Source organism: Streptomyces lincolnensis, assembly GCF_001685355.1.
Taxonomy (GTDB): domain Bacteria; phylum Actinomycetota; class Actinomycetes; order Streptomycetales; family Streptomycetaceae; genus Streptomyces; species Streptomyces lincolnensis.
The window spans coordinates 6,834,531-6,860,292 of sequence record NZ_CP016438.1; the positions used below are offsets into that span (position 1 = coordinate 6,834,531).

At 69.7% G+C, this 25,762-nt stretch carries 27 protein-coding genes; 22 read left to right on the top strand and 5 right to left on the bottom strand.

Annotation, left to right across the window (positions count from 1 at the left end):
* Positions 1 to 3 precede the first annotated feature (3 nt).
* The 17 genes from rpmE to SLINC_RS30700 all read left to right on the top strand — a co-directional run bounded on the left by rpmE (position 4) and on the right by SLINC_RS30700 (position 15,245).
* Entirely contained in the window at positions 4 to 222 is a 219-nt protein-coding gene (gene rpmE / locus SLINC_RS30620) for a 50S ribosomal protein L31 (protein WP_067439679.1), read from the top strand.
* 101 nt (positions 223 to 323) lie between these two features.
* Entirely contained in the window at positions 324 to 1,400 is a 1,077-nt protein-coding gene (prfA, locus tag SLINC_RS30625; protein WP_067439683.1) for a peptide chain release factor 1, read from the top strand.
* 82 nt (positions 1,401 to 1,482) lie between these two features.
* Positions 1,483 to 2,322, top strand: coding sequence for a peptide chain release factor N(5)-glutamine methyltransferase (gene prmC / locus SLINC_RS30630; RefSeq protein WP_067439685.1), 840 nt, complete (start codon positions 1,483 to 1,485; stop codon positions 2,320 to 2,322).
* Positions 2,323 to 2,374: 52 nt separating this feature from the next.
* A complete protein-coding gene (locus tag SLINC_RS30635) occupies positions 2,375 to 3,022 on the top strand; it encodes an L-threonylcarbamoyladenylate synthase (RefSeq protein WP_067439688.1) in 648 nt (215 codons plus the stop codon).
* On the top strand, positions 3,019 to 3,690 hold the full coding sequence (locus tag SLINC_RS30640; RefSeq protein ID WP_067439691.1) for an arsenate reductase/protein-tyrosine-phosphatase family protein: 672 nt from the start codon (positions 3,019 to 3,021) through the stop codon (positions 3,688 to 3,690). Before SLINC_RS30635 ends, SLINC_RS30640 begins: the two co-directional genes overlap by 4 nt.
* 84 nt (positions 3,691 to 3,774) lie before the next feature.
* A complete protein-coding gene (locus SLINC_RS30645; RefSeq protein ID WP_067439693.1) occupies positions 3,775 to 5,016 on the top strand; it encodes a serine hydroxymethyltransferase in 1,242 nt (413 codons plus the stop codon).
* A 129-nt stretch (positions 5,017 to 5,145) separates the two neighbouring features.
* Positions 5,146 to 6,489 (top strand): MraY family glycosyltransferase, encoded by a 1,344-nt coding sequence (locus SLINC_RS30650; protein ID WP_067439696.1) that lies wholly within the window; start codon positions 5,146 to 5,148, stop codon positions 6,487 to 6,489.
* A gap of 310 nt (positions 6,490 to 6,799) precedes the next feature.
* Entirely contained in the window at positions 6,800 to 7,213 is a 414-nt protein-coding gene (locus SLINC_RS30655; RefSeq protein WP_067439698.1) for a hypothetical protein, read from the top strand.
* Between the two features lie 225 nt (positions 7,214 to 7,438).
* A complete protein-coding gene (atpB, locus tag SLINC_RS30660; protein WP_067439701.1) occupies positions 7,439 to 8,266 on the top strand; it encodes a F0F1 ATP synthase subunit A in 828 nt (275 codons plus the stop codon).
* A 75-nt stretch (positions 8,267 to 8,341) separates the two neighbouring features.
* The gene (gene atpE, locus SLINC_RS30665; protein WP_033275524.1) at positions 8,342 to 8,575 is read left to right on the top strand and encodes an ATP synthase F0 subunit C; all 234 of its coding nucleotides are present in this window, start codon (positions 8,342 to 8,344) and stop codon (positions 8,573 to 8,575) included.
* Positions 8,576 to 8,616: 41 nt separating this feature from the next.
* Positions 8,617 to 9,162, top strand: coding sequence for a F0F1 ATP synthase subunit B (locus tag SLINC_RS30670; protein WP_067439704.1), 546 nt, complete (start codon positions 8,617 to 8,619; stop codon positions 9,160 to 9,162).
* Complete coding sequence (locus SLINC_RS30675) at positions 9,159 to 9,974, top strand: F0F1 ATP synthase subunit delta (protein WP_067439706.1); 816 nt, start codon at positions 9,159 to 9,161, stop codon at positions 9,972 to 9,974. The genes SLINC_RS30670 and SLINC_RS30675 overlap by 4 nt, the downstream gene beginning before the upstream one ends.
* A 124-nt stretch (positions 9,975 to 10,098) precedes the next feature.
* The gene (gene atpA, locus SLINC_RS30680) at positions 10,099 to 11,694 is read left to right on the top strand and encodes a F0F1 ATP synthase subunit alpha (protein ID WP_067439708.1); all 1,596 of its coding nucleotides are present in this window, start codon (positions 10,099 to 10,101) and stop codon (positions 11,692 to 11,694) included.
* A 21-nt stretch (positions 11,695 to 11,715) separates the two neighbouring features.
* Positions 11,716 to 12,633 carry a F0F1 ATP synthase subunit gamma gene (locus SLINC_RS30685; RefSeq protein WP_067439711.1) on the top strand — a complete coding sequence of 306 codons (918 nt, stop codon included), beginning with the start codon at positions 11,716 to 11,718 and terminating at the stop codon, positions 12,631 to 12,633.
* Positions 12,633 to 14,069, top strand: coding sequence for a F0F1 ATP synthase subunit beta (gene atpD, locus SLINC_RS30690; protein ID WP_067439714.1), 1,437 nt, complete (start codon positions 12,633 to 12,635; stop codon positions 14,067 to 14,069). Before SLINC_RS30685 ends, atpD begins: the two co-directional genes overlap by 1 nt.
* A gap of 193 nt (positions 14,070 to 14,262) precedes the next feature.
* Entirely contained in the window at positions 14,263 to 14,637 is a 375-nt protein-coding gene (locus SLINC_RS30695) for a F0F1 ATP synthase subunit epsilon (protein WP_067439717.1), read from the top strand.
* 161 nt (positions 14,638 to 14,798) lie between these two features.
* The gene (locus tag SLINC_RS30700) at positions 14,799 to 15,245 is read left to right on the top strand and encodes a DUF2550 domain-containing protein (RefSeq protein WP_067439721.1); all 447 of its coding nucleotides are present in this window, start codon (positions 14,799 to 14,801) and stop codon (positions 15,243 to 15,245) included.
* Positions 15,246 to 15,250: 5 nt separating this feature from the next.
* On the opposite strand, the gene SLINC_RS30705 is transcribed toward SLINC_RS30700, so the two are convergent.
* The 3 genes from SLINC_RS30705 to SLINC_RS30715 form a co-directional block, all read right to left on the bottom strand.
* A complete protein-coding gene (locus SLINC_RS30705) occupies positions 15,251 to 17,074 on the bottom strand; it encodes a glycoside hydrolase family 18 chitinase (RefSeq protein WP_067439724.1) in 1,824 nt (607 codons plus the stop codon).
* 129 nt (positions 17,075 to 17,203) lie between these two features.
* Positions 17,204 to 17,854: a response regulator gene (locus tag SLINC_RS30710; protein WP_067439727.1), complete on the bottom strand. Its 651-nt coding sequence runs from the start codon at positions 17,852 to 17,854 to the stop codon at positions 17,204 to 17,206.
* Positions 17,851 to 19,035 (bottom strand): sensor histidine kinase, encoded by a 1,185-nt coding sequence (locus tag SLINC_RS30715; RefSeq protein WP_067445885.1) that lies wholly within the window; start codon positions 19,033 to 19,035, stop codon positions 17,851 to 17,853. Before SLINC_RS30715 ends, SLINC_RS30710 begins: the two co-directional genes overlap by 4 nt.
* A 153-nt stretch (positions 19,036 to 19,188) precedes the next feature.
* Between SLINC_RS30715 and SLINC_RS30720 the strand changes: the two genes are divergently transcribed.
* Positions 19,189 to 19,767 (top strand): hypothetical protein, encoded by a 579-nt coding sequence (locus SLINC_RS30720; protein ID WP_067439730.1) that lies wholly within the window; start codon positions 19,189 to 19,191, stop codon positions 19,765 to 19,767.
* Positions 19,764 to 19,952, top strand: a complete 189-nt coding sequence (locus tag SLINC_RS30725; protein WP_067439733.1) for a DUF5708 family protein — start codon at positions 19,764 to 19,766, stop codon at positions 19,950 to 19,952. The genes SLINC_RS30720 and SLINC_RS30725 overlap by 4 nt, the downstream gene beginning before the upstream one ends.
* On the opposite strand, the gene SLINC_RS30730 is transcribed toward SLINC_RS30725, so the two are convergent.
* Positions 19,949 to 20,521: a cob(I)yrinic acid a,c-diamide adenosyltransferase gene (locus tag SLINC_RS30730; protein WP_067439736.1), complete on the bottom strand. Its 573-nt coding sequence runs from the start codon at positions 20,519 to 20,521 to the stop codon at positions 19,949 to 19,951. The two genes, SLINC_RS30725 and SLINC_RS30730, sit on opposite strands and share 4 nt — an antisense overlap.
* Before the next feature lie 227 nt (positions 20,522 to 20,748).
* On the opposite strand from SLINC_RS30730, the gene SLINC_RS30735 reads away from it, so the two are divergent.
* The 3 genes from SLINC_RS30735 to SLINC_RS30745 all read left to right on the top strand — a co-directional run bounded on the left by SLINC_RS30735 (position 20,749) and on the right by SLINC_RS30745 (position 24,942).
* Positions 20,749 to 21,597, top strand: coding sequence for a 3-hydroxyacyl-CoA dehydrogenase family protein (locus SLINC_RS30735; protein WP_067439739.1), 849 nt, complete (start codon positions 20,749 to 20,751; stop codon positions 21,595 to 21,597).
* Positions 21,598 to 21,771: 174 nt separating this feature from the next.
* Entirely contained in the window at positions 21,772 to 22,095 is a 324-nt protein-coding gene (locus SLINC_RS30740) for an STAS domain-containing protein (protein ID WP_054220485.1), read from the top strand.
* A 267-nt stretch (positions 22,096 to 22,362) separates the two neighbouring features.
* On the top strand, positions 22,363 to 24,942 hold the full coding sequence (locus SLINC_RS30745; RefSeq protein ID WP_067439741.1) for an ATP-binding protein: 2,580 nt from the start codon (positions 22,363 to 22,365) through the stop codon (positions 24,940 to 24,942).
* Positions 24,943 to 25,039: 97 nt separating this feature from the next.
* Here the strand turns inward: SLINC_RS30745 and nucS are convergent, their stop codons facing one another.
* Positions 25,040 to 25,711 carry an endonuclease NucS gene (gene nucS, locus SLINC_RS30750; RefSeq protein WP_067439743.1) on the bottom strand — a complete coding sequence of 224 codons (672 nt, stop codon included), beginning with the start codon at positions 25,709 to 25,711 and terminating at the stop codon, positions 25,040 to 25,042.
* Positions 25,712 to 25,762: the final 51 nt, after the last annotated feature.

The window sequence follows — 25,762 nt, forward strand, 5'->3', positions numbered from 1 at the left end:
ACCTTGAAGCGCGACATCCACCCCGCGTACGTCGAGACGCAGGTCAGCTGCACCTGCGGCGCGTCGTTCACCACCCGCAGCACGATCGAGGCCGGCACCATCCGCGCCGACGTCTGCTCCGAGTGCCACCCGTTCTACACGGGCAAGCAGAAGATCCTCGACACCGGTGGCCGTGTGGCCCGCTTCGAGGCCCGCTTCGGCAAGGCTGCTGCCAAGAAGTAGCGAGCCACCAGCGCCGGTCCACGCCGCACTCCTCGGAGTGCGCCGGGACCGGCGTTTTTGGTCGCCCGCCTTCCCTTTCGTCCGCAGTACAGGAGCCCAAGATGTTCGAGGCCGTCGAGGAACTCATCGGTGAGCACGCCGACCTGGAGAAGAAGCTCGCCGACCCGTCGGTCCACTCCGACCAGGCCAACGCGCGCAAGCTGAACAAGCGGTACGCCGAGCTCACCCCGATCGTCGCCACGTATCGCTCCTGGAAGCAGACCGGCGACGACATCGAGACCGGGCGCGAGTACGCCGCCGTCGATCCCGACTTCGCCGCCGAGGTCAAGGAGCTGGAGAAGCAGCGCGAGGAACTGACGGAGAAGCTGCGCCTTCTCCTCGTCCCGCGCGACCCCAGCGACGACAAGGACGTCATCCTGGAGATCAAGGCGGGCGCGGGCGGCGACGAGTCCGCCCTGTTCGCCGGCGATCTGCTGCGCATGTATCTGCGGTACGCCGAGCGCGTCGGCTGGAAGACCGAGATCATCGACGCCACCGAGTCCGAGCTGGGCGGCTACAAGGACGTCCAGGTCGCCGTGAAGACCAAGGGCGGCCAGGGCGCCACGGAGCCCGGACAGGGCGTGTGGGCCCGGCTGAAGTACGAGGGCGGTGTGCACCGCGTGCAGCGCGTGCCGGCGACCGAGTCGCAGGGCCGTATCCACACCTCCGCGGCCGGTGTCCTCGTCACCCCCGAGGCGGAGGAGGTCGAGGTGGAGATCAACCCCAACGACCTCCGGATCGACGTCTACCGCTCCTCCGGACCCGGCGGCCAGTCCGTCAACACCACCGACTCCGCGGTGCGCATCACGCACATTCCCACCGGAGTCGTCGCCTCCTGCCAGAACGAGAAGAGCCAGCTGCAGAACAAGGAGCAGGCGATGCGTATCCTGCGCTCCAGGCTGCTCGCCGCGGCGCAGGAGGAGGCGGAGAAGAATGCCGCCGACGCCCGCCGCAGCCAGGTCCGCACCGTCGACCGCTCCGAGAAGATCCGTACGTACAACTTCCCGGAGAACCGCATCTCGGACCACCGGGTCGGATTCAAGGCGTACAACCTGGACCAGGTCCTGGACGGTGACCTCGACGCGATGATCCAGGCCTGCGTCGACGCGGACTCGGCGGCGAAGCTCGCAGCCGCGTAAGAGGTACCTACGCTCGACCGAGTACGACACGGAGGACTTGCGTGCAGCCATCATTTGGGGGACGCCCCCAAACCCCCGAGGCTTGCTGCTCGCAGAGGTGGCCCAGGCCACCCAGCGGCTGGCCGACGCCGGCGTGCCCTCGCCGCGCAACGACGCGGAGGAGCTCGCCGCGTTCGTGCACGGCGTGAAGCGGGGCGAGCTGCACTCCGTCAAGGACTCCGACTTCGACGCCCGCTACTGGGAGGTCATCGCCCGGCGCGAGCAGCGTGAGCCGCTCCAGCACATCACCGGGCGGGCCTTCTTCCGGTACCTGGAACTCCAGGTCGGCCCCGGGGTGTTCGTCCCGCGTCCCGAGACCGAGTCCGTGGTCGGCTGGGCCATAGACGCCGTACGCGCCATGGACGTCGTGGAGCCGTGCATCGTCGATCTGTGCACGGGCTCCGGCGCCATCGCGCTCGCCCTCGCCCAGGAGGTCCCGCGCTCCCGGGTGCACGCCGTGGAGCTGTCCGAGGACGCCCTGGCGTGGACCCGCAAGAACATGGAGGGGTCCAGGGTCGACCTGCGTCAGGGCAACGCCCTGGACGCCTTCCCCGACCTCGACGGCCAGGTCGACCTGGTCATCTCCAACCCGCCGTACATCCCGCTGACCGAGTGGGAGTACGTCGCCCCCGAGGCGCGGGACTACGACCCCGAACTCGCCCTGTTCTCCGGCGAGGACGGCCTCGACCTGATCCGCGGCATCGAACGCACCGCCCACCGGCTGCTGCGCCCGGGCGGTGTCGTCGTCATCGAGCACGCCGACACCCAGGGCGGGCAGGTGCCGTGGATCTTCACCGAGGCACGGGGCTGGGCCGACGCGGCCGACCACCCCGACCTCAACAAACGCCCGCGCTTCGCCACGGCCCGCAAGGCGTTGCCGTGAGCGCCGCACCCGCTCTTTCCCGGAAGTACGTGTACGAGGAGGCCCGCTAGACATGGCTCGGCGATACGACACCAATGACGCGACCGACCGCACGACCGGTCTGCGCGAAGCCGCGTCCGCCGTCCGCCGTGGCGAGCTCGTGGTGCTGCCGACCGACACGGTGTACGGCATCGGCGCCGACGCGTTCTCCTCGGAAGCGGTGCAGGACCTGCTGGAGGCCAAGGGCCGGGGCCGCAACATGCCCACCCCTGTCCTGATCGGCTCCCCGAACACCCTGCACGGCCTCGTCACGGACTTCTCCGAGCTGGCCTGGGAACTGGTCGACGCCTTCTGGCCGGGCGCGCTCACGCTGGTCGCCAAGCACCAGCCGTCCCTCCAGTGGGACCTGGGGGACACCCGTGGCACCGTCGCCGTGCGCATGCCACTGCACCCGGTCGCCATCGAGCTGCTGACCGAGGTCGGCCCGATGGCCGTCTCCTCCGCCAACCTCACGGGCCACCCGGCGCCGGAGGACTGCGACGCCGCGCAGGAGATGCTCGGCGACTCGGTCTCGGTGTACCTGGACGGCGGCCCGACCCCGGGGATCGTGCCGTCCTCGATCGTCGACGTCACCCGCGAGGTGCCGCTGCTGCTGCGTGAGGGCGCGCTCACCGCCGACGAGCTCAGGAAGGTCGTACCCGACCTCGAGGTGGCGAATTGACGGCCCCTGACGCGGGGCGTGGCATATGGGACGGGGAAGAGACGCGGACCTTCACGGGTCTGCCGCGTGACACCTTCCGGATCCTCCACGTCAGCACCGGCAACGTGTGCCGCTCACCGATCACCGAGCGGCTGACCCGGCATGCCCTGGCGGACCGGCTCGGCGATCCGCTGTGGGGCGGGCTGGTCGTGGAGAGTGCCGGCACCTGGGGGCACGAGGGCGCGCCGATGGAGGCCAACGCGGAGACCGTGCTGGCCGACTTCGGCGCGGACGCCACCGGCTTCACCGGCCGTGAACTCCTCGACGAGCACGTCATCATGGCCGACCTCGTCCTCACCGCCACCCGTGACCACCGTGCCCAGGTCATCTCCATGGGGCACTCGGCGGGCCTGCGCACCTTCACGCTGAAGGAGTTCACCCGCCTGGTGAAGGCGATAGACCCGGCGACGCTGCCGCCCCTGGAGGACGGCATGGTGGCCCGCGCCCGGGCCCTGGTCCGCGCCGCGGCAGCTCTACGCGGGTGGCTCCTGGCCCCCACGGCGGAGGCGGACGAGGTCTTCGACCCCTACGGCGCCCCGCTGCCCTTCTTCCGGTCGATCGGGGACGAGATAAACGAGGCGATCGATCCGGTCGTCACGGCTCTCACCGGAGTACCTGCAAGGACGTAACAACCGAGCACCCCACGCACCCCGGGCCTACATTGGACGTACGTCACCACGGCGCACAAAAAACACGTCGCCCCGGAGTCCACCATGTCGGTCACCCATGCCCCCGAGACCGCAGACGTCCTGTTGCGGCAGGACCCCGAGCTGGCCGAGATCCTTCTCGGGGAGCTCGACCGGCAGTCGACGTCGTTGCAGCTCGTCGCCGCCGAGAACTTCTGCTCACCGGCCGTGCTGGCCGCCCTCGGTTCGCCGCTCGCCAACAAGTATGCGGAGGGCTATCCGGGTGCCCGGCACCACGGCGGCTGCGAGATCGTGGACGTCGCCGAGCGGATCGCCGTGGAGCGGGCGAAAGCGCTGTTCGGGGCCGAGCACGCCAACGTGCAGGCGCACTCCGGCTCCTCCGCCGTCCTCGCCGCCTACGCCGCCCTGCTGCGCCCCGGCGACACCGTCCTCGCCCTCGGCCTGCCCTACGGTGGCCACCTCACGCACGGCTCGCCCGCGAACTTCTCCGGCCGCTGGTTCGACTTCGTCGGCTACGGCGTGGACGCGGAGTCCGGGCTCATCGACCACGAGCAGGTGCGGACACTGGCCCGCACGCACCGCCCCAAGGCGATCGTGTGCGGGTCCATCGCCTACCCCCGGCACATCGACCACGCCTTCTTCCGCGAGGTCGCCGACGAGGTCGGCGCCTACCTCATCGCCGACGCCGCCCACCCCATCGGCCTCGTCGCCGGGGGAGCCGCGCCCAGTCCGGTGCCGTACGCCGATGTGGTGTGCGCCACCACCCACAAGGTGCTGCGGGGCCCCCGGGGCGGCATGATCCTGTGCGGCGCCGACCTGGCGGAGCGGGTGGACCGGGCCGTCTTCCCGTTCACCCAGGGCGGCGCCCAGATGCACACCATCGCCGCCAAGGCCGTCGCGTTCGGCGAGGCGGCGACACCGGCCTTCACGGCGTACGCCCATCAGGTGGTCGCCAACGCGCGCGTGCTGGCCGCCGGGCTGGCCGCGCAGGGGCTCGTCATCACCACCGGCGGGACCGACACCCACCTGGTGACGGCCGATCCGGCACCGCTCGGCGTCGACGGACGCACCGCACGGGGCCGGCTGGCCGCCGCGGGGATCGTCCTGGACTGCTGCGCCCTGCCGCACGCGGACCTGCGCGGTCTGCGTCTGGGCACGGCGGCGGTGACCACGCAGGGCATGGGGGAGGTGGAGATGGCGCGGATCGCCGTCCTGCTCGCGGGGGTCCTCAAGGGTGAGACCGAGAGCCAGAAAGCACGTGAAGAAGTACGGGAGCTGGTCGGCGGATTTCCGCCGTATCCCGGCTGAGCGGGGGTAGGCGGACGTACGTACACAGCCACACGTGCAACCATCGTCGCTACCCGGAAGTCCCCAACCGTATGCGCGCATCGCTAGGGTGTGGGGCTGAGATGGCCAGCGAGACCTGTGGGGAAGCCCGTGCGTGAATACCTGCTGACGCTCTGCATCACGGCCGCGGTGACGTATCTGCTGACAGGGCCGGTACGGAAGTTCGCGATCGTGGCCGGAGCGATGCCGGAGATCAGGGCCCGTGACGTGCACCGGGAACCGACTCCGCGGCTCGGCGGGATCGCCATGTTCTTCGGACTGTGCGCGGGCCTGCTGGTCGCGGACCACCTGGCCAACCTCAACGAGGTCTTCGCCAAGTCGAACGAGCCCAAGGCGCTGCTGAGCGGTGCCGCGCTGATCTGGCTGATCGGCGTCCTGGACGACAAGTTCGAGATCGACGCCCTGATCAAGCTGGGCGGCCAGATGATCGCCGCCGGCGTCATGGTCATGCAGGGCCTGACGATCCTGTGGCTGCCCGTCCCCGGCGTCGGCTCGGTCGCGCTGACCCAGTGGCAGAGCACCCTGCTCACCGTCGCGCTCGTCGTCATCACCATCAACGCGGTGAACTTCGTCGACGGCCTGGACGGCCTCGCGGCCGGCATGGTCTGCATCGCCTCGGCCGCGTTCTTCCTGTACGCCTACCGCGTCTGGGTGTCGTACGGCATCGAGGCCGCCGCCCCGGCGACGCTGTTCTCGGCGATCCTGATGGGCATGTGCCTGGGCTTCCTGCCGCACAACATGCACCCCGCGCGCATCTTCATGGGTGACTCGGGCTCGATGCTCATCGGGCTGGTGCTGGCCGCGGGCGCCATCTCCATCACCGGGCAGGTCGACCCCGACGCGCTGAAGCTCTTCGCCGGGTCCGAGCAGGCGGCCGTGCACCAGACGGTTCCCGTCTACATCCCGCTGCTGCTGCCGCTGACCATCATCGCGGTGCCCACCGCCGACCTGGTCCTCGCCATCGTGCGCCGCACCTGGCGCGGCCAGTCGCCCTTCGCCGCCGACCGCGGTCATCTGCACCACCGGCTGCTGGAGATCGGCCACTCGCACAGCCGCGCGGTGCTGATCATGTACTTCTGGTCGGCGCTGATCGCCTTCGGGGCGCTGGCGTACTCGGTGAACTCGGCGTCCATGTGGATCGTGCTCGGTGTGGTGTTCCTCAGCGCGATCGGGCTGCTCCTGCTTCTGCTGCCCCGCTTCACCCCGCGTGCCCCGCGCTGGGCCGAGCACTTCGTGCCGCCGCGCTACCGTCGCCGCGGGGCCGTAGCGGAAGCCGGTCCGGCGATGGCGGAGCACGCCGGCCAGGACGGCGTCCCGGCCGAGGAGGAGCGCCGTGCCCCGGTCGTGGTCGGAGTGTCCGGAGTCAACGGGGCGACCGCTCTCGGCGGCCGTTCGCACCACCCGGACCGGCGTAAGGCCGGAACGTCCCGCTGACGGCCAAGGTAAGAATCTGACTAAAGCATTGCCAACGCGTGGGAGTGGGGTGGGCACGCAAACGCCCCCAATACCAGACAAGGCGACCGTGTTTCTGCACAGACGCGCAGGTTCACTCTCATGTGTGACAGCTAGCACACCCGGTAGGTAAAGACCGCATCAAATAGTTTGTGATACGGTTCACGAGAACCCGGGACAGAGTCGAAGGACCGCAGTGCGACGGTTCCTTGGCGTGAGGTTCACACTCCACCCGGGACTACGCTCGTCCATGACGACACCCCTGCCCCCCTGCGAAAGCGGAGTTGCCGCCATGCCGTCCAACGACGTCCGGATCCTGCTCCAGGCCGCTGTGCCCACAGCTGCCGCCGGCGGCATCGCCGCCGTCGTCAGTGGTGTGGTCGTCGGTGGCAAGGGAGCGATCGGGTCGATCGTCGCGACGCTGGTCGTGATCCTCTTCATGGGGCTCGGTCTCTACATCCTCCAGCGCACCGCCAAATCGCTTCCGCACCTTTTCCAGGCGATGGGCCTCATGCTTTACGCGGCACAGATCCTGCTGCTGTTCATCTTCATGGCCGCGTTCAAGAACACCACGCTCTTCCACCCCAGGGCCTTCGCGTTCACGCTGGTCGTCGGCACCCTCGCATGGATTGCCGCACAGACCCGTGCGCACATGAAGGCCAAGATCCTCTACGTCGAACCCGAAAAATCGGGGCACTCGTCGTGAGGGGTAGGGCCGGGATAAAGGCGTGTGAGATCTCCTGCTATCGTCCGGTGCCAACTGCGGCATCGCGGGCGCGGGCATCTGAGCTGACGCCTGCTCAATCGCGAGGCGAGATGCCCAAGAGCCGCCCCCACATCCGAAACACCAGTCCCGTGCCGAACCGCGGCTGCATGCCGCGCCGACACAACGAGGTTGCCGTACCTATGCGCCACGCTGAAGGAGCCCGCGGTGAGTGCTGACCCGACGCAGGTGCTCGCCTTCGACACCAACTGCCACCTGTTCGACGGGTGTGGCTTCGCGGAAGTGTCGCCCGGCCTGCACTCGTTCCTGTTCCAGCCCCTGATGGGTGACGGGGACAGCAACCTGTACTTCAACAAGACGATGCTGCTGGCGCTGCTCGGCTCGATCATCATCGTCGGATTCTTCTGGGCCGCCTTCCGCCGGCCGCAGGTCGTGCCCGGCAAGCTCCAGATGGTCGCCGAGGCGGGTTACGACTTCATCCGGCGGGGAGTCGTCTACGAGACGATCGGCAAGAAGGAGGGCGAGAAGTACGTACCGCTCGTCGTCTCCCTCTTCTTCTTCGTCTGGATGCTGAACCTGTGGTCGATCGTCCCGATCGCCCAGTTCCCGGTCACCTCGATCATTTCCTACCCGCTGGTCCTGGCGCTGATCGTCTACATCCTCTGGGTGTCCCTGACCTTCAAGCGGCACGGCTTCGTCGGCTTCTGGAAGAACGTCACCGGATACGACAAGTCGCTCGGCCCGGTGCTGCCGCTGTCGATGGCGATCGAGCTGTTCTCGAACCTGCTCATCCGCCCGTTCACCCACGCCGTGCGACTCTTCGCGAACATGTTCGCCGGTCACACCCTGCTGCTGCTGTTCACGATCGCCAGCTGGTACATGCTGAACGGCTTCGGTATCGCCTACGCGGGTGTCTCCTTCGTGATGGTCATCGTGATGACCGCCTTCGAGCTGTTCATCCAGGCCCTTCAGGCGTACGTGTTCGTCCTGCTGACGTGCACCTACATCCAGGGCGCGCTCGCCGAGCACCACTGAGCGACTGACCTTCCACCTCCACAGATCGTCCGGTGGCCAACCCCCACCGGTCCGTAAAGAAAAGGAAGAACTGGCATGTCCCAGACCCTTGCAGCTGTTACCGGCTCGCTCGGCTCCATCGGTTACGGCCTCGCCGCGATCGGCCCGGGCGTCGGCGTCGGCATCATCTTCGGTAACGGCACCCAGGCTCTTGCCCGTCAGCCCGAGGCGGCCGGCCTGATCCGCGCCAACCAGATCCTCGGCTTCGCCTTCTGTGAGGCGCTCGCCCTGATCGGTCTGGTCATGCCGTTCGTCTACGGCTACAACTAAACCGCCCATCGGACCAGCCGACCAGACGAAAGGCCATACATATGAGCCCCCTGCTCACGATCGCGGCCTCCGAGGGGGAGAACCCCCTCGTCCCGCCGATCCCCGAGCTTGTCATCGGCCTGATCGCCTTCGTCATCGTCTTCGGCTTCCTCGCCAAGAAGCTCCTCCCGAACATCAACAAGGTTCTGGAAGAGCGCCGCGAGGCCATCGAGGGCGGTATCGAGAAGGCCGAGGCCGCCCAGACCGAGGCCCAGAGCGTTCTTGAGCAGTACAAGGCTCAGCTCGCCGAGGCCCGTCACGAGGCCGCGCGTCTGCGCCAGGAGGCGCAGGAACAGGGCGCCACGCTCATCGCCGAGATGCGCGCGGAAGGCCAGCGGCAGCGCGAGGAGATCGTCGCCGCCGGTCACGCCCAGATCGAGGCCGACCGTAAGGCCGCCTCGTCCGCGCTGCGCCAGGACGTCGGCAAGCTCGCCACCGACCTGGCCGGCAAGCTCGTCGGCGAGTCCCTCGAGGACCACGCCCGGCAGAGCCGCGTCATCGACCGTTTCCTCGACGAGCTCGAGGAGAAGGCCGAGGCCACGCGATGAACGGAGCGAGCCGCGAGGCCCTGGCAGCCGCACGTGAGCGTCTCGACGCGCTGACGGACTCCACGTCCGCGGACGCCGGCACGCTCGCCGACGAGCTGGCCGCCGTCACCGCGCTGCTCGACCGCGAGGTCGGCCTGCGTCGGGTCCTGACCGACCCGGCGCAGTCCGGTGAGGCCAAGGCCGGGCTGGCCCAGCGCCTGCTCGGCTCCCAGGTCAGCGGCCCGACCGCCGACCTGGTCGCCGGCCTGGTGCGTTCCCGCTGGTCGCAGTCGCGCGACCTGGTGGACGCGCTGGAGCAGCTGGCGAACCTCGCCGACCTCACCGCCGCGCAGAAGGCGGGCACGCTCGACAGTGTCGAGGACGAGCTGTTCCGGTTCGGCCGGATCGTCACCTCGAACACCGAGCTGCGCGCCGCGCTGACCAACCGCAAGGCCACCACCTCGGCCAAGGGCGAGCTGCTGGGCAGTCTGCTCGGCGGCCGGGCCGCCGCTCAGACCGAGCGTCTGGTGACGCGCCTTGTGGCCGCGCCGCGGGGACGTAGCCTGGAAGCGGGACTGGAGTCCCTGTCCAAGCTCGCCGCCGAGCGCCGGGACCGCATGGTGGCCGTCGTCACCTCGGCGGTTCCGCTGAGCGACCCGCAGAAGCAGCGCCTGGGTGCATCCCTGGCGAAGCTCTACGGCCGCTCGATGCACCTCAACCTCGACGTGGACCCCGAGGTCCTCGGCGGGATCCGGGTGCAGGTCGGTGACGAGGTCATCAACGGCTCCCTCGCGGACCGTATCGCGGACGCCGGCCGCCGACTGGCGGGCTAGCAGCAACTTCATAGCAGTACGTACTTATTACGGCCCTGGTTGGGCCGTGCAGAAGAATCCTGGGGGTAGCCCCCAGACCCCCAAAGTGAAACTTCGGGCCCAACAAGGAGAGCAGGGAACCCAGATGGCGGAGCTCACGATCCGGCCGGAGGAGATCCGGGACGCGCTGGAGAACTTCGTCCAGTCGTACCAGCCGGACGCGGCCTCGCGCGAGGAGGTCGGTACGGTCACCCTTGCCGGCGACGGCATCGCGAAGGTCGAGGGTCTGCCCTCGGCCATGGCCAACGAACTGCTGAAGTTCGAGGACGGCACCCTCGGCCTCGCGCTCAACCTGGAAGAGCGCGAGATCGGCGCCGTCGTCCTCGGTGAGTTCAGTGGCATCGAGGAGGGTCAGCCGGTCACGCGTACCGGCGAGGTCCTGTCGGTCGCCGTGGGCGAGGGCTACCTCGGCCGCGTCGTCGACCCCCTCGGCAACCCGATCGACGGCCTCGGCGAGATCGAGACCAGCGGTCGTCGTGCCCTTGAGCTGCAGGCTCCGGGCGTCATGGCCCGTAAGTCGGTGCACGAGCCGATGGAGACCGGCTACAAGGCCGTCGACGCGATGACCCCGATCGGCCGTGGCCAGCGTCAGCTGGTCATCGGTGACCGTCAGACCGGCAAGACCGCCCTGGCCGTCGACACGATCATCAACCAGCGTGACAACTGGCGTTCGGGCGACCCGAAGAAGCAGGTCCGCTGCGTCTACGTCGCCATCGGCCAGAAGGGCTCGACCATCGCCTCCGTGCGTGGCGCCCTCGATGAGGCCGGCGCGCTGGAGTACACGACCATCGTCGCCGCCCCGGCGTCCGACCCGGCCGGCTTCAAGTACCTGGCGCCGTACACCGGCTCGGCCATCGGCCAGCACTGGATGTACGAGGGCAAGCACGTCCTCATCATCTTCGACGACCTCTCCAAGCAGGCCGACGCCTACCGCGCCGTGTCCCTGCTGCTGCGCCGCCCGCCGGGGCGCGAGGCCTACCCGGGTGACGTCTTCTACCTGCACTCCCGTCTGCTGGAGCGCTGCGCGAAGCTCTCCGACGACATGGGCGCCGGCTCGATGACCGGTCTGCCGATCGTCGAGACCAAGGCCAACGACGTCTCGGCGTTCATCCCGACCAACGTCATCTCCATCACCGACGGCCAGTGCTTCCTGGAGTCGGACCTCTTCAACGCCGGTCAGCGCCCCGCGCTGAACGTCGGTATCTCCGTCTCCCGAGTCGGTGGTTCCGCGCAGCACAAGGCGATGAAGCAGGTCTCCGGCCGACTGCGCCTGGACCTCGCCCAGTACCGTGAGCTGGAGGCGTTCGCCGCCTTCGGTTCCGACCTGGACGCGGCCTCCAAGGCCCAGCTGGAGCGCGGTCAGCGTCTGGTCGAGCTGCTCAAGCAGGCTCAGTACCAGCCGATGCCGACCGAGGACCAGGTCGTCTCCGTGTGGGCCGGTACCACCGGCAAGATGGACGAGGTCCCCGTCGCCGACATCCGCCGCTTCGAGAAGGAGCTCCTCGAGTACCTGCACCGCAAGGAGCAGGGCCTCATGACCTCCATCAAGGAGGGCGGCAAGATGTCCGACGACACGCTGACGGCCATCGCCGACGCCATCGCCGACTTCAAGAAGCAGTTCGAGACGTCGGACGGCAAGCTGCTCGGCGAGGACGCCCCGGCCGTCAACGTCTCCAAGTGACGTAAGGAAGGGACCTGACTCATGGGAGCCCAGCTCCGGGTCTACAAGCGTCGCATCCGATCCGTCACCGCGACCAAGAAGATCACCAAGGCGATGGAGATGATCGCCGCCTCGCGTGTCGTCAAGGCACAGCGCAAGGTGGCGGCCTCCACGCCGTACGCGACCGAGCTCACCCGCGCGGTCACGGCGGTCGGTACCGGTTCGAACACCAAGCACCCGCTGACCACGGAGGCGGAGACGGCGACCCGTTCCGCGGTGCTGCTCCTCACGAGCGACCGCGGTCTGGCCGGTGCCTTCAACTCCAACGCCATCAAGGCGGCGGAGCAGCTGACCGAGCGCCTGGAGCGCGAGGGCAAGCAGGTCGACACCTACATCGTCGGCCGGCGTGGTCTCGCGCACTACAACTTCCGTGAGCGCAAGGTCGCGGAGTCGTGGACCGGGTTCACGGACCAGCCGACGTACGCGGACGCCAAGAAGGTCGCGGCGCCGCTGATCGAGGCCATCGAGACGGAGACGGCCGAGGGTGGCGTGGACGAGCTCCACATCGTCTTCACCGAGTTCGTGTCGATGATGACGCAGACGGCGCTCGACGACCGTCTGCTGCCGCTCAGCCTCGACGAGGTCGCGGCGGAGGCCACGCCCCAGGGCGAGATCCTTCCGCTGTACGACTTCGAGCCCTCGGCGGAGGACGTCCTCGACGCCCTTCTGCCGCGCTACGTGGAGAGCCGTATCTACAACGCGCTCCTCCAGTCGGCCGCCTCCAAGCACGCCGCCACGCGGCGCGCGATGAAGTCGGCCACCGACAACGCCGGAGAGCTCATCGAGACGCTCTCGCGGCTTGCCAACGCGGCCCGCCAGGCCGAAATCACCCAGGAAATCAGCGAGATCGTCGGTGGCTCCGCAGCCCTGGCCGACGCGACCGCGGGGAGTGACAGGTAATGACGACGACAGTTGAGACGGCCGTTGCCACGGGCCGCGTCGCCCGGGTCATCGGCCCGGTCGTCGACGTGGAGTTCCCCGTCGACGCGATGCCGGAGATTTACAACGCCCTTCACGTCGAGGTGGCCGACCCGGCCAACGCCGGCGAGAAGAAGATCCTGACCCTGGAGGTCGCCCAGCACCTGGGTGACGGCCTGGTCCGGACGATCTCCATGCAGCCCACCGACGGTCTGGTCCGCCAGGCCGCCGTCACCGACACCGGCACGGGCATCTCCGTCCCGGTCGGTGACTTCACCAAGGGCAAGGTGTTCAACACCCTCGGTGAGGTGCTGAACAGCGACGAGACCTACGACGGTGAGCGCTGGACCATCCACCGCAAGGCGCCGAACTTCGACGAGCTCGAGTCGAAGACCGAGATGTTCGAGACCGGCGTCAAGGTCATCGACCTTCTCACCCCGTACGTCAAGGGTGGAAAGATCGGCCTGTTCGGCGGTGCCGGCGTCGGCAAGACGGTGCTCATCCAGGAGATGATCTACCGCGTCGCCAACAACCACGACGGTGTCTCCGTGTTCGCCGGTGTCGGTGAGCGCACGCGTGAGGGCAACGACCTCATCGAGGAGATGGCCGAGTCGGGCGTCATCGACAAGACCGCCCTGGTCTTCGGCCAGATGGACGAGCCCCCGGGCACCCGTCTGCGCGTGGCCCTCGCCGGTCTGACCATGGCGGAGTACTTCCGCGATGTGCAGAAGCAGGACGTGCTGTTCTTCATCGACAACATCTTCCGCTTCACGCAGGCCGGTTCCGAGGTCTCGACCCTGCTCGGCCGTATGCCCTCCGCGGTGGGCTACCAGCCGAACCTGGCCGACGAGATGGGTCTCCTCCAGGAGCGCATCACCTCGACCCGTGGTCACTCGATCACCTCGATGCAGGCGATCTACGTCCCCGCGGACGACCTGACCGACCCGGCCCCGGCCACCACCTTCGCCCACCTCGACGCGACGACGGTTCTGTCCCGTCCGATCTCCGAGAAGGGCATCTACCCGGCCGTGGACCCGCTGGACTCCACGTCCCGCATCCTGGACCCGCGCTACATCACGGCGGACCACTACAACACCGCGATGCGCGTCAAGACGGTCCTCCAGAAGTACAAGGACCTTCAGGACATCATCGCGATCCTCGGTATCGACGAGCTGGGCGAAGAGGACAAGCTCGTCGTCCACCGTGCCCGTCGTGTGGAGCGCTTCCTGTCCCAGAACACCCACGTCGCCAAGCAGTTCACCGGCGTCGACGGGTCGGACGTGCCGCTGGACGAGTCGATCACCGCGTTCAACGCGATCATCGACGGCGACTACGACCACTTCCCGGAGCAGGCGTTCTTCCTCTGCGGTGGCATTGAGGACCTCAAGGCCAACGCCAAGGAGCTGGGCGTCTCCTGAGCCTCGCGCTCGTGTGGAGCCTGTCGTCAAACTCCCGTCGTCCGCCCGAAAGGGCGTGCCAGGCGTCGCCGGGCAGGCGGGAGTTTGACGACAGGCTCCTGGGGCGGGCTGCGTCCCGCCCCTCTTCGTACGCCTACTAGACTTGTAACCAACACCCGGCAGACCCGCCGGGTGGTGACCCGAGGAGCCACCCTTGGCTGCTGAGCTGCACGTCGCGCTGGTCGCGGCCGACCGAGAGGTCTGGTCCGGCGAGGCCACCCTGGTCGTCGCGCGCACCACGTCCGGCGACATCGGCGTCATGCCCGGTCACCAGCCGCTGCTCGGTGTGCTGGAGTCGGGCCCCGTGACCATCCGTACGAGTGAAGGTGGAACGGTCGTCGCCGCGGTGCACGGCGGTTTCATCTCGTTCGCGGACAACAAGCTGTCGCTGCTGGCCGAGATCGCCGAGCTGTCGGACGAGATCGACGTCCAGCGCGCGGAGCGCGAGCTCGAGCGCGCGAAGGCGGAGGGCGACGCCTCCGCCGAGCGTCGGGCGGACGTCCGACTGCGCGCGGCGACGGGGCACTGACCTCGCTCGCCATACGATGACGTCACTCAGCCGCGGCTGGGACCGGAGCGATCCGGTACCCGGCCGCGGCTGAGGCAAATGTGGGTGTTTTTTCCATTTCGTTACCGAGAAATCCGTAACCGAAAGAGTCCGTAACCAAGGAGACGAGGAGGTCGGTGTCGATGGTCCTCGCCCTGACTGTGTGCGGATTGGTCGTGGCTCTGGTGGTGCTGGGGCTGTTCGTCTTCGGCCTGCGCCGCAGGCTCATCCAGCGCTCCGGCGGCACCTTCGACTGTTCGCTGCGCTGGGACGTCCCGGAGAAGACCGACACCAGCGGCAAGGGCTGGAGCTACGGTGTCGCCCGCTACAACGGCGACCGTGTCGAGTGGTACCGCGTCTTCTCCTACGCCTACCGCCCGCGCCGCGTCCTGGAGCGCGCGTCGATCGAGGTGGCCGGCCGCCGTCTTCCCGACGGCGAGGAGGAGCTGGCGCTGCTCTCCGACCACATCGTCCTCACCTGTCTGCACCGGGGCACGCGCCTGGAACTCGCGATGAGCGAAGACGCGCTGACCGGTTTCCTCGCGTGGCTGGAGGCAGCCCCGCCCGGTCAGCGCGTCAATGTGGCGTAGCGGTCCTACTTCAGACCGTTGTTGATGGCGGTCACCAGCTCACCGCCCGTGGTGTCGCCGCTGAACTCCCAGAAGAACGCGCCGCCCAGGCCCTGGTTCTTGGCCCAGGTCATCTTGCCGGCGATGGTCGCGGGAGTGTCGTAGGACCACCAGTTGGTGCCGCAGTGGGCGTAGGCCGTGCCCGCGACGGTGCCGGTGGCCGGGCAGGAGTTCTTCAGGACCTTGTAGTCCTCGATGCCCGCCTCGTAGGTGCCGGGTGCGGCTCCGGTGGCCGAACCGCCGGGGGCGGACTGGGTGACACCGGTCCAGCCGCGGCCGTAGAAACCGATGCCGAGCAGCAGCTTCTTAGCGGGGACGCCCTTGGCCCTGAGCTTGGCGATGGCGTCGGCGGAGTTGAAGCCCGCGGCCGGGATGCCGGGGTACGAGGTCAGCGGGGAGTGCGGGGCGGTGGGGCCGTCCGCGTCGAAGGCGCCGAAGTAGTCGTACGTCATCACGTTGTACCAGTCGAGGTACTGGGCGGCGCCGCCGTAGTCGGCCGCGTCGAGCTTGCCGCCGGCGGAGCCGTCCGCGGTGATGGCCGCGGTGACCAGGTAGTTCGGGCCGAACTCGGCACGCAGTGCCTGGGAGAGGTTCCGGAACGCGGCCGGTCCCGAGGTGTCGCAGGTCAGACCGCAGGCGTTCGGGTACTCCCAGTCGATGTCGATGCCGTCGAAGACGTCCGCCCAGCGCGGGTCCTCGACCACGGCCTTGCAGGACTTGGCGAACGCGGCCGGGTTGGCCGCGGCCTGCCCGAAGCCGCCGGAGTAGGTCCAGCCGCCGAAGGAGTACAGCACCTTGATGTGCGGGTACTTGGCCTTGAGCTGGCGGAGCTGGTTGAAGTTGCCGCGCAGCGGCTGGTCCCAGGTGTCGGCGGTGCCGCTGACGGACTGGTCGGCGGTGTAGGCCTTGTCGTAGGCGGCGAAGGTGTCGTCGACCGTGCACTGGCCGTTCTTCACGTTGCCGAACGCGTAGTTGATGTGCGTGATCTTCGACGCGGAGCCGGAGGTCACCAGGTTCTTGACGTGGTAGTTACGGCCGTAGATTCCCCACTCGGTGAAGTAGCCGAGCTTGACCTTGTCGCCGGTCGGGGGCGGGTCCGTGGTGCCGCCGGTGGTGCGGACGGCGGTCGCGCCGCTGACCGGGCCCCTCTGGTCGGCGGTGTCGCGGGCCTGCACGGAGTAGGAGTAGTCGGTGCCGGCGGTCAGGCCGGTGTCCGTGTACGAGGTCGACGTCACGGTGGCGATCCTCGCACCGTCGCGCAGGACGTCGTAGTTCTTGACGCCCTTGTCGTCGGTGGCCGCGCTCCAGGCCAGTTTCACCGAGGTGTTGGTGATGTCGGAGGCGGTGGGTTTGCCGGGGGCGGAGGGGGCGGAGTCGCCGGGGACCGAAGTGCCGTCGCAACTGCCGCCGTTGAGCTTGCAGTTGGCGGGGGAGCCGGACCCGGAGCCGTTGAAGCCGAAGGAGACGGAGGCGCCGGGGGCGAGGGTGCCGTTCCAGGACTTGTTCTTCGCGGTCCAGTGGGTGCCGGCGGAGGTGACGTCGGCGTCCCAGGCGGAGGTTACGGCGGTGCCGGAGGGGAAGTCCCACTCGACGGTCCAGGAGCTGATGGTGGTGGTGCCGGTGTTCTTCACCGTCCACCTGCCCTCGAAGCCGGAGCCCCAGTCCTGGGTCTTGGCGTAGGTGGCGGTCGCGGTGGGCGCGGCCTGGGCGGGGCTCGCGAGGCCGACCAGGCCGGCGAACGGGAGCAGCAGGGTCGCGAGACCCGCCGCGGCTCTGTGTCTGAAGCGCATGCTGCGCCTCCTCGTGGGGTTGTCGGGGCATGACCTGAGCCGTCAGGCCCGCAGTGCCGCGAGGATAGAAAGGTCTGGACCACAGGTCAATAGGTCTGGACCACCCGGCTTGCGTGGGTTCGCTGCGGCTCAGACACCCAACTCCTGCGCCAGCACCGCCGCTTGGACCCGGCTGCGCAGCTCCAGCTTCGCCAGCAGGCGGCTCACGTGCGTCTTCACCGTCGCCTCCGCCATGTCGAGCCGGGTGGCGATGTCCGCGTTGGACAGCCCCTCGCCCAGACAGGCCAGCACCTCGCGTTCGCGGCGCGTGAGTGTGTCGAGGACCGCGGGGTCCGCGCCGGGCTGCCGTACGGGCTTCGCCGCGAACTCGGCGATCAGCCGGCGGGTGACGGCCGGAGCGATGAGGCCCTCGCCGCGGGCCACCGTGCGGACGGCCTCCACGAGGTCCTTCGCCTCCGTGTTCTTCAGCAGGAAGCCCGAGGCGCCGGCCCGCAGCGCCCCGAAGACGTACTCGTCGAGGTCGAAGGTGGTCAGGACGAGCACGTCGGCCAGCCCCTCGGCGACGACCTGCCGGGTCGCCGACACCCCGTCCAGACGCGGCATCTGTACGTCCATCAGCACCAGGTCCGGCCGCAGCTCCCGGGCCAGCGCCACCGCCTGTTCGCCGTCCGCCGCCTCGCCGACCACCTCGATGTCGGGGGCGCTGCGCAGGATGAGGACGAGCCCCGCCCGGACGGCTGACTGGTCCTCGGCGACGAGGACACGGACGGCACTGCTCATACGGGGTCTCCTTCGGGCAGGGGAAGCGTGGCGCGGACGGCCCAGATCTTGCCGTCCGCCGAGTCCTCCGGGGCGGCCTCGAAGACACCGCCGAGCAGGGCGACCCGCTCCCGCATCCCGACCAGACCGGCACCCGAGCCCGGCGCGCGGGGCCCGTCACGGTCCCCGAAGGGGCTCGTCACGGTGACGGTGAGGGAGCCGTCCCGCTGGGCGAGCACCACCGCGACCCGGCCGGGGGAGCCGTGCTTGAGGGCGTTGGTCAGGGACTCCTGCACGATGCGGTACGCGGCGAGCTCGACCGGGGTGGGGACGGCCTCGTGCGTGACGTCGAGGGTCACGTCGAGGCCGTTGGTACGGGCGCCCTCGACCAGGGCGCCGAGTCCGTCCAGGGTGGGGGCCGCGACCGGCTCGGTGTCGCCGCTGGAGTCGCGCAGGATGCCGATGAGCCGGCGCATCTCCGAGAGTCCCTCCACGCTGTTCTGGCGGATGACGGCCAGCGCGTCCTGGGAGGTCTTCGGGTCGTCAAGGGAGAGCGCGGCCGTGGAGTGGATGGCGATCGCGGAGAGGTGGTTGGCGACCATGTCGTGCAACTCGCGGGCCATACGGGCGCGTTCGGAGGCGACGGCCTGGGTGCGGTCCATCTCGGCGAGCAGCGCGGTCTGTTCGGCGCGCAACTGCGCGGCCTCGGCGGCGTCGCGGTGGTTGCGGACGATCCAGCCGGTGGCCGCCGGACCGAAGGACACGGCACCGACGAACAGGCCGATCAGCAGTGCCTCCGGCACGCGCCACACCGCGAACGGCACCACCGTCCCCGCCACGGTGAGCAGTCCGGTGATCCTCGGGATACGGCGGGCCGAGGCGGGCGGGCCGTACAGGACGGCGGCGTACACGACATCGGTGAACATCAGCAGCGTGGCCACGTTGCCCTGGGTCATGAGGTCCGCGGTCACCGCGACCGTGCCGGTCAGCAGGGCCACGCGCGGGGCGGTCCGGCGCAGCAGCTCGCAGCCCGACATCACCGCGAGCAGCGCCAGGACCGGCCACGGGCCGTCGAAGAGCGTGATGGGGTCTCTGGACGTCCGGACTCCGAGGCCGATACCCGCCAGCAGCGTTCCGCCGAGCAGCCCGCCGACCGCGAGGTACACGTCGAAGCGGTGGGGGCGCTCAAGTCGCAGGGCCATGTCCTCCATACAACACGCCCCGCGCGCCGTCCGCCTGCTTCCCGGGAACGGTCCTGGGCTGCATCTTTCGATGTACCGCGAGTTCGTCACCGCCGACGACGATCGGCGCGCGTTCCGCCGGGAGCCTGGAAGGGTGACCGAGAGGAGCGAGTCGTGGTCGTCACGTTGATCATCGTCTGTGAGATCGGCTTCTGGGTACTGCTGGCCGCCGGCCTGGCCTTCAGGTACCTGCTGCGGATGCCGCGCACCGGCATGGCGCTGCTGCTGTGCGAGCCGTTGCTGGAGGTCGTGCTGCTGGTCGTCACCGCGCTGGACCTGAAGAACGGCGCCGACCCGAGCTGGAAGCACGGCCTGGCCGCCCTGTACATCGGCTACACGGTGGGCCACGGCCACCGCACCGTGAAGTGGCTCGACGGCCACGCCGCCCACCGGCTTGCCGGAGCCGCGAGGCCCCTCGGCCCGCCCCGCTACGGCATGGCCCGCGCCCGGCACGAGGGCGCGGTGTGGCTGGGCACGGTCACCGGCGCCGCCGTGGCGACCGTCCTCCTCCAGCTCGCCATCTGGTACGTCGACGAACCCTCCCGCACCGGCTCCCTGGAGAGCTGGCGCTACGCCGCCTGGCGGGCCGCCGGTATCCACGGAGTGGTCGCCCTGAGCTACTGGATCTGGCCGCGGAAGGCACCTGCGGGGGAGTCCGAGGTGACGCTGGAGAAGGAGAGGGTGCGGCGATGAGCAAGGCGCGCGGAAACCTGGTGGAAGGTGCCGTCACCTTCCTGATCGGCCTGCCCCTGTGGCTGTTCACCGAGAACGTGGAGGTCCCGGTCGTCACCCTGACCAAGGTCGGCCTGGTCATGATGTGCGTCGGCGGCGCACTCGGCGTCACCGGCCTGTGGCAGGCGGCGCGAGCCAGAGGCTAGCGCTCCCCACCCGGCACCCACAGCACGTCCCCGGCCTCCTTGTTCGCCGTCCGAGCGAGGATGAACAGGAGGTCGGAGAGGCGGTTGAGGTAGGTCGCCGTGAGGGGGTTCATCGCCTCGGCGTGGACCTCCAGCGCGGCCCAGGTGGAGCGCTCGGCCCGGCGGACGACCGTGCAGGCCTGGTGGAGCAGGGCCGCGCCGGGGGTGCCGCCCGGGAGGATGAAGGACCGCAGCTTCTCCAGCCGTTCGTTGAAGCGGTCGCAGTCCGCCTCCAGCTTGTCGATGTAGAACTGCTCGACCCGCAGCGGCGGGAACCCGGGGTTCTCCACGACGGGCGTGGACAGATCGGCCCCCACGTCGAACAGGTCGTTCTGCACGCGGGTGAGGACCTTGACGACCTCCTCCTCCAGCCCGCCCAGCGCGATCGCCGTGCCGATCACCGCGTTCGCCTCGTTGGCGTCCGCGTAGGCGGCGATCCGCAGGTCGGTCTTGGCGACCCGGCTCATGTCACCGAGGTTGGTGGTGCCCTTGTCGCCGGTCTTCGTGTAGATGCGCGTCAGATTGACCATGAGGTCAGCGTAAGTCCAGGAGAAGGGGGCGGCAGCCCTCCGCCAGGGAGCGCCGAACGTGCCCAACTAGGCCGTCCGGGGCGCCGAATGGCCTCTCCGGTGTGATGTCCGTCATCTGAGACGTGACGCGCATTACTAACCCGCCACGCGGCCCCTCACGAGCGCTAAGGTCCGCCGAAGAGGCAACTTAAACATGGTGTAAGGCGTTTCAAAGGGGAGTCGCGACAGTGGCACGGAAGCTTGCCGTCATCGGTGCCGGCCTGATGGGTTCCGGCATCGCTCAGGTCTCCGCGCAGGCGGGCTGGGAGGTCGTCCTCAGGGACGTCACCGACGAGGCGCTCAAGCGGGGCACCGACGGCATCAAGGCGTCGTACGACAAGTTCGTGAGCAAGGGCAGGCTCGAAGCGCACGACGCCGACGCCGCCCTCGCCCGGATCACCGCGACCACCGATCTGGACGCCGTCGCCGACGCGGACGTCGTCGTCGAGGCCGTCTTCGAGAAGCTGGAGGTCAAGCACGAGATCTTCCGCACGCTCGACAAGATCGTCCACGAGGACGCCGTGCTCGCCTCCAACACCTCCGCCATCCCGATCACCAAGATCGCGGCCGTGACGGAGCGTCCGGAGCGGGTCGTCGGTGCGCACTTCTTCTCGCCGGTCCCGATGATGCAGCTGTGCGAGCTGGTGCGCGGCTACAAGACGAGCGACGAAACCCTCGCCACCGCGCGGGAGTTCGCCGAGTCCGTCGGCAAGACCTGCATCGTCGTCAACCGGGACGTGGCGGGGTTCGTGACCACCCGTCTCATCTCCGCCCTCGTCGTCGAGGCCGCCAAGCTCTACGAGTCGGGCGTCGCGAGCGCCGAGGACATCGACCTCGCCTGCAAGCTGGGCTTCGGCCACGCCATGGGCCCGCTCGCCACGGCGGACCTCACCGGCGTCGACATCCTGCTGCACGCCACCAGCAACATCTACACCGAGTCCCAGGACGAGAAGTTCGCCCCGCCGGAGCTGATGCGCCGGATGGTGGACGCCGGTGACATCGGACGCAAGAGCGGGCAGGGCTTCTACAAGCACTGAAACCGCACAGACCCCACGGGCATCACACCCGGGGGTGAATTCGGTATCGGTTCGCTTACGGACGGCAACCTCCGAGGGTCTCACACCGTCAGAGGTTGCATCACCGTCATCAGCTGTGAACACAGCACCACCCGGCACGACACGGAGACACGCACGCACTCACGGGGAGCGCATATGCACATCAGGGGCGACCACGTCGAGCTGGTCGTCGGGGGCCGCCTCGACGTCCGCAGCGCGGCGGACGCCCGTACGGTCCTGCACTCGGCCGTCGACGACGGAGTCGGCGATCTGGTCCTGGACCTGTCCGAGCTGGATTCCTGGGACGCCACCGGACTCGGGGTGATCATGGGAGCGCACCGGCGGGCCGGCCGCTGCGGCCGACGGCTGGTCCTGCGCGATGTACCGCCGCAGATGCAGCGTCTGCTCGTCGCCACCCGGCTGCACCGCATCCTGGCGATCGAGGGCGGCATCGGCGTGGAGTCCCTGCCACGCGTGTGACTGACCCGATCGTGTGTGAAGCGGGCGACGAGGGTGCCCCGCGCGGCGCGTCACGATACGCAGGACGTGCGCAATCCTCACGAGACTGTGACGTCTCGCACGGCGCGGTACTCCGGGCTGTCGTAGATACTGTGCGAAGGTTTAGGGTTCGGTCGCCCGCTGTGTGAACAACCCTGGAGCGGGTCCGGACCAGAAGCGACAGCGCGGTGTGCAACAGGCCGGGAGGGGCCGGAGCTGGCACACGACGCTTTTGGGGGGCTAAAACCTATGGACCCGAACAACCGGGAACCCGAGGGGTACGGCCACGACGGGGACAGCCATGCCCCGCGGCAGCGCCCAACCAGGGATTCCCTGACACCGGACTTCGCACCGCACACACCCGCCCTCGCCCGGACGGTGCAGCTCGTCACGGGCGACTACCTGCTGACCGTCAACCCGGTCGACGGCAGCGAGATAGAGATCTGCCCGCCGGGTGAACGCCCCGGCCGGCCCGAGAAGCTCACCACGGCCGCGCGGGCCGAGGTCGCCCGCGCCACCAGGCCGCCCGTACCACCCGGCCCGGCGCTGCCCGAACTGCCGCTCCTGGCCCGCCAGGACGAGCGCGAGCGGCTGGTGCGACTCCTCGCCCGCGGCCGCTCCGTCCGTCTCACCGGCCCGGCCGGCACCGGCCGCACCAGCCTGCTCGACGTCGCCGCCGAGGACTGCGCGGACCTCGCCCCCGACGGTGTGATCCGCCTCAGCGGCTACCACCGCACGGTGGACGACCTGCTCCACGACCTCTTCTACGCCGTCCACAACGCACCCCTGCACCGCCCGGACCGGGACGGACTGCGCAGCTGCGTCCGCGAGATCGGCGCGGTCGTCGTCCTCGACGACGTCGAGTTCGGCGGCGCCGCCCTGGACGAGCTGCTGGACGCCACACCCGAGTGCGCCTTCCTGATCGCGGCCACGCCCGACGTGCCCGCCCCGTCCGCCGACTCCCTGCTCGAAGAGGTCTTCCTCGGCGGCCTGGAACGCGCCGACGGACTGGAGCTCCTGGAGCGCGCCGTCGGCCGGGTCCTCACCGAGGAGGAGTCGAACTGGGCGGGCGACCTCTGGTTCGAGTCCGAGGGACTGCCGCTGCGCTTCGTTCAGGCGGGCGCCCTGCTCCGGCAGCGCGACCGGCTGCGGGCCGGCGCGAGCGCCGTCGACGAGTTCGGCGTCTTCGCGGACGCGCCCCCGGTCGACGCGCCCTTCGACACTCCCTACGACGCCGCCGCGGGCGAGGGGGAGAGCGTCCCGCTGCCCTCGCTCGGCGAAGCCGCCGCGCCCGCCCCGCTGCTGGCCGCCCGGCTCAGCGACTCGGCGCGTGCCACGCTGCGGTTCGCCGTCGCGCTCGGGGGTGAGGTGCCCGACCAGGCGCACTTGCCCGCCCTGGTCGACGACACCCACGCGGACGCCGCGCTCGGCGAGCTGGTCTCCTGCGGTCTGGTCACGCCGGTCGGCGCCCACTACCGGCTCGCCGCCGGTGTCCTGGCCCAACTGGAGGCCGCCGGATACGGCGACGACGTCCGGGCCCGCGCGCTCACCGCCGCCCAGCACTACGCCTGGTGGGCCGGGCACCCCTCGGTCACCCCCGAGCGGGTGTGCGCCGAGGCCGACGCCCTGCTCGCCGCCCTCGGCGTGCTGGTGCCCCACACGGCACCGCCCGCCGAGGACGAGGACAGCCCGGCCGTACGCCTGGCCCGCACGGCGGCGCCCGGGTTCGCCGCGGGCGGTCACTGGGGTGTGTGGGAGCGGGCGCTGCGCCTCGGCGCCGAGGCCTCCCGGCTCGCCGGTGAGGTCGCCGAACAGGCCTACTTCCACCACGAGCTGGGCGTCCTCGCGCTCTGCGAGGACGATCTCGACCGGGCCCGCGCCGAACTGGAGGCCTCCATCGGCCTGCGCGGCGCCCTCGCCGACAAGCGCGGCACCGTCGCCGGCCGTCGCGCCCTCGCCCTGGTCGCCGACCGCTCCGGCGACACACCGGGCCTCGGCGCCCTGGCCGGACTCGGCGCGCGGGCGGGCGAGGAGGTCCCGGACGCGCGGTACGAGGAGTCGCAGTCGCCCCCGGGCGGTGTGCCGGCGGCCTTCCCGCCGCTCCAGCCGCCCTCCGACAGCGGCACGCTGGTCACCTACCGGGCGTCCTCGTCCACCGCGACCGTGGTGGGCTCCGGGCCCGCCGGGGCGCCCTCGGGGGCCCACAAGGCACGTGGTGGCTTCCGCGGGTTCGCCCGGCGCAACCTCGTGGCCTCCGGCGCGGGCGCGCTGCTCGTGGCGGTGCTCGGCACGGTGGTGACGCTCGGCGCCACGTCGGACAACACCCCCGACGAACCGTCCAACCAGGTCGGCGTCAACCCGTCGGCCAGCCAGGGCGTGGACGACGGCAGCCTGGGCGCCGACGAGCCGAAGAACGACGACGGTTCCGACACCGGCGTGGCCACCAGCCGCCCGACCGACCCGGGCCCCGACGGCACTCCCGGCACCTCCGACGACCCCACCCCGACGGACACGGCCGAGCCGTCGGACGACCCGAGCGGGACACGGGGGCCGACCGGCGGGACGACGACCCCGCCGACGAAGCCGCCGTCCTCGTCCAAGCCCCCGTCGTCCAAGCCGCCCACCAGTCAGCCGCCGACGAGCCAGCCGCCCACCAGTCAGCCGCCGACCAGTCAGCCGCCCACGAGCCAGCCGCCGACCTCGGAGCCGCCGCCGAGCACGCCGGAAACCTCCGACTCGGCCAGCGGCCCCGCCTCCTCCCCGGTGGAGACCAGCGCCCCCGGCACCACGGAGGCGACCTCACCGAGCAGCTCCCAGTCGGTGATCTGACCTTCCGTACAGCGCGCGAAAGGGCCCGGTCCGTCAGCGGACCGGGCCCTTCCCGTCGTAGCGGAGTCGCTGGGCGAGCAGGCGAGCGACCAGGGGGTCAGAACAGCCGCAGCTTGTCGTCCTCGATGCCGCGCAGGGCGTCGTAGTCGAGGACCGCGCAGCCGATGCCGCGGTCCGTGGCGAGGACGCGGGCCTGGGGCTTGATCTCCTGGGCGGCGAAGACGCCGCGGACCGGGGCGAGATGGGGATCGCGGTTCAGAAGTTCCAGGTAGCGCGTGAGCTGCTCGACGCCGTCGATCTCACCGCGCCGCTTGATCTCCACCGCGACGGTCTGCCCGTCCGCGTCCCGGCACAGGATGTCGACCGGGCCGATGGCGGTCATGTACTCGCGGCGGATCAGCGTGTAGCCCTCGCCGAGGGTCTCGATGCGGTCGGCGAGGAGTTCCTGAAGGTGTGCTTCCACGCCGTCCTTGATCAGGCCGGGATCCACGCCCAGTTCGTGCGAGGAATCATGGAGGACCTCCTCCATCGTGATGATCAGCTTCTCGCCCGCCTTGTTGACGACGGTCCAGACGCCTTCCTCCTCGCCCGATCCCTCCTTCAGTGTGCAGGGCGGCGACATCCAGTTCAGGGGCTTGTAGGCACGGTCGTCCGCGTGGATCGACACACTGCCGTCCGCCTTGACCAGGATCAGGCGGGGAGCCGAGGGAAGGTGAGCGGTGAGCCGGCCCGCGTAGTCGACGGAGCATCGGGCGATGACGAGACGCATGGTCGGCAACGCTACTCGACGGGCCCCTGCGCGCGCGATTCGGCCCAGAAC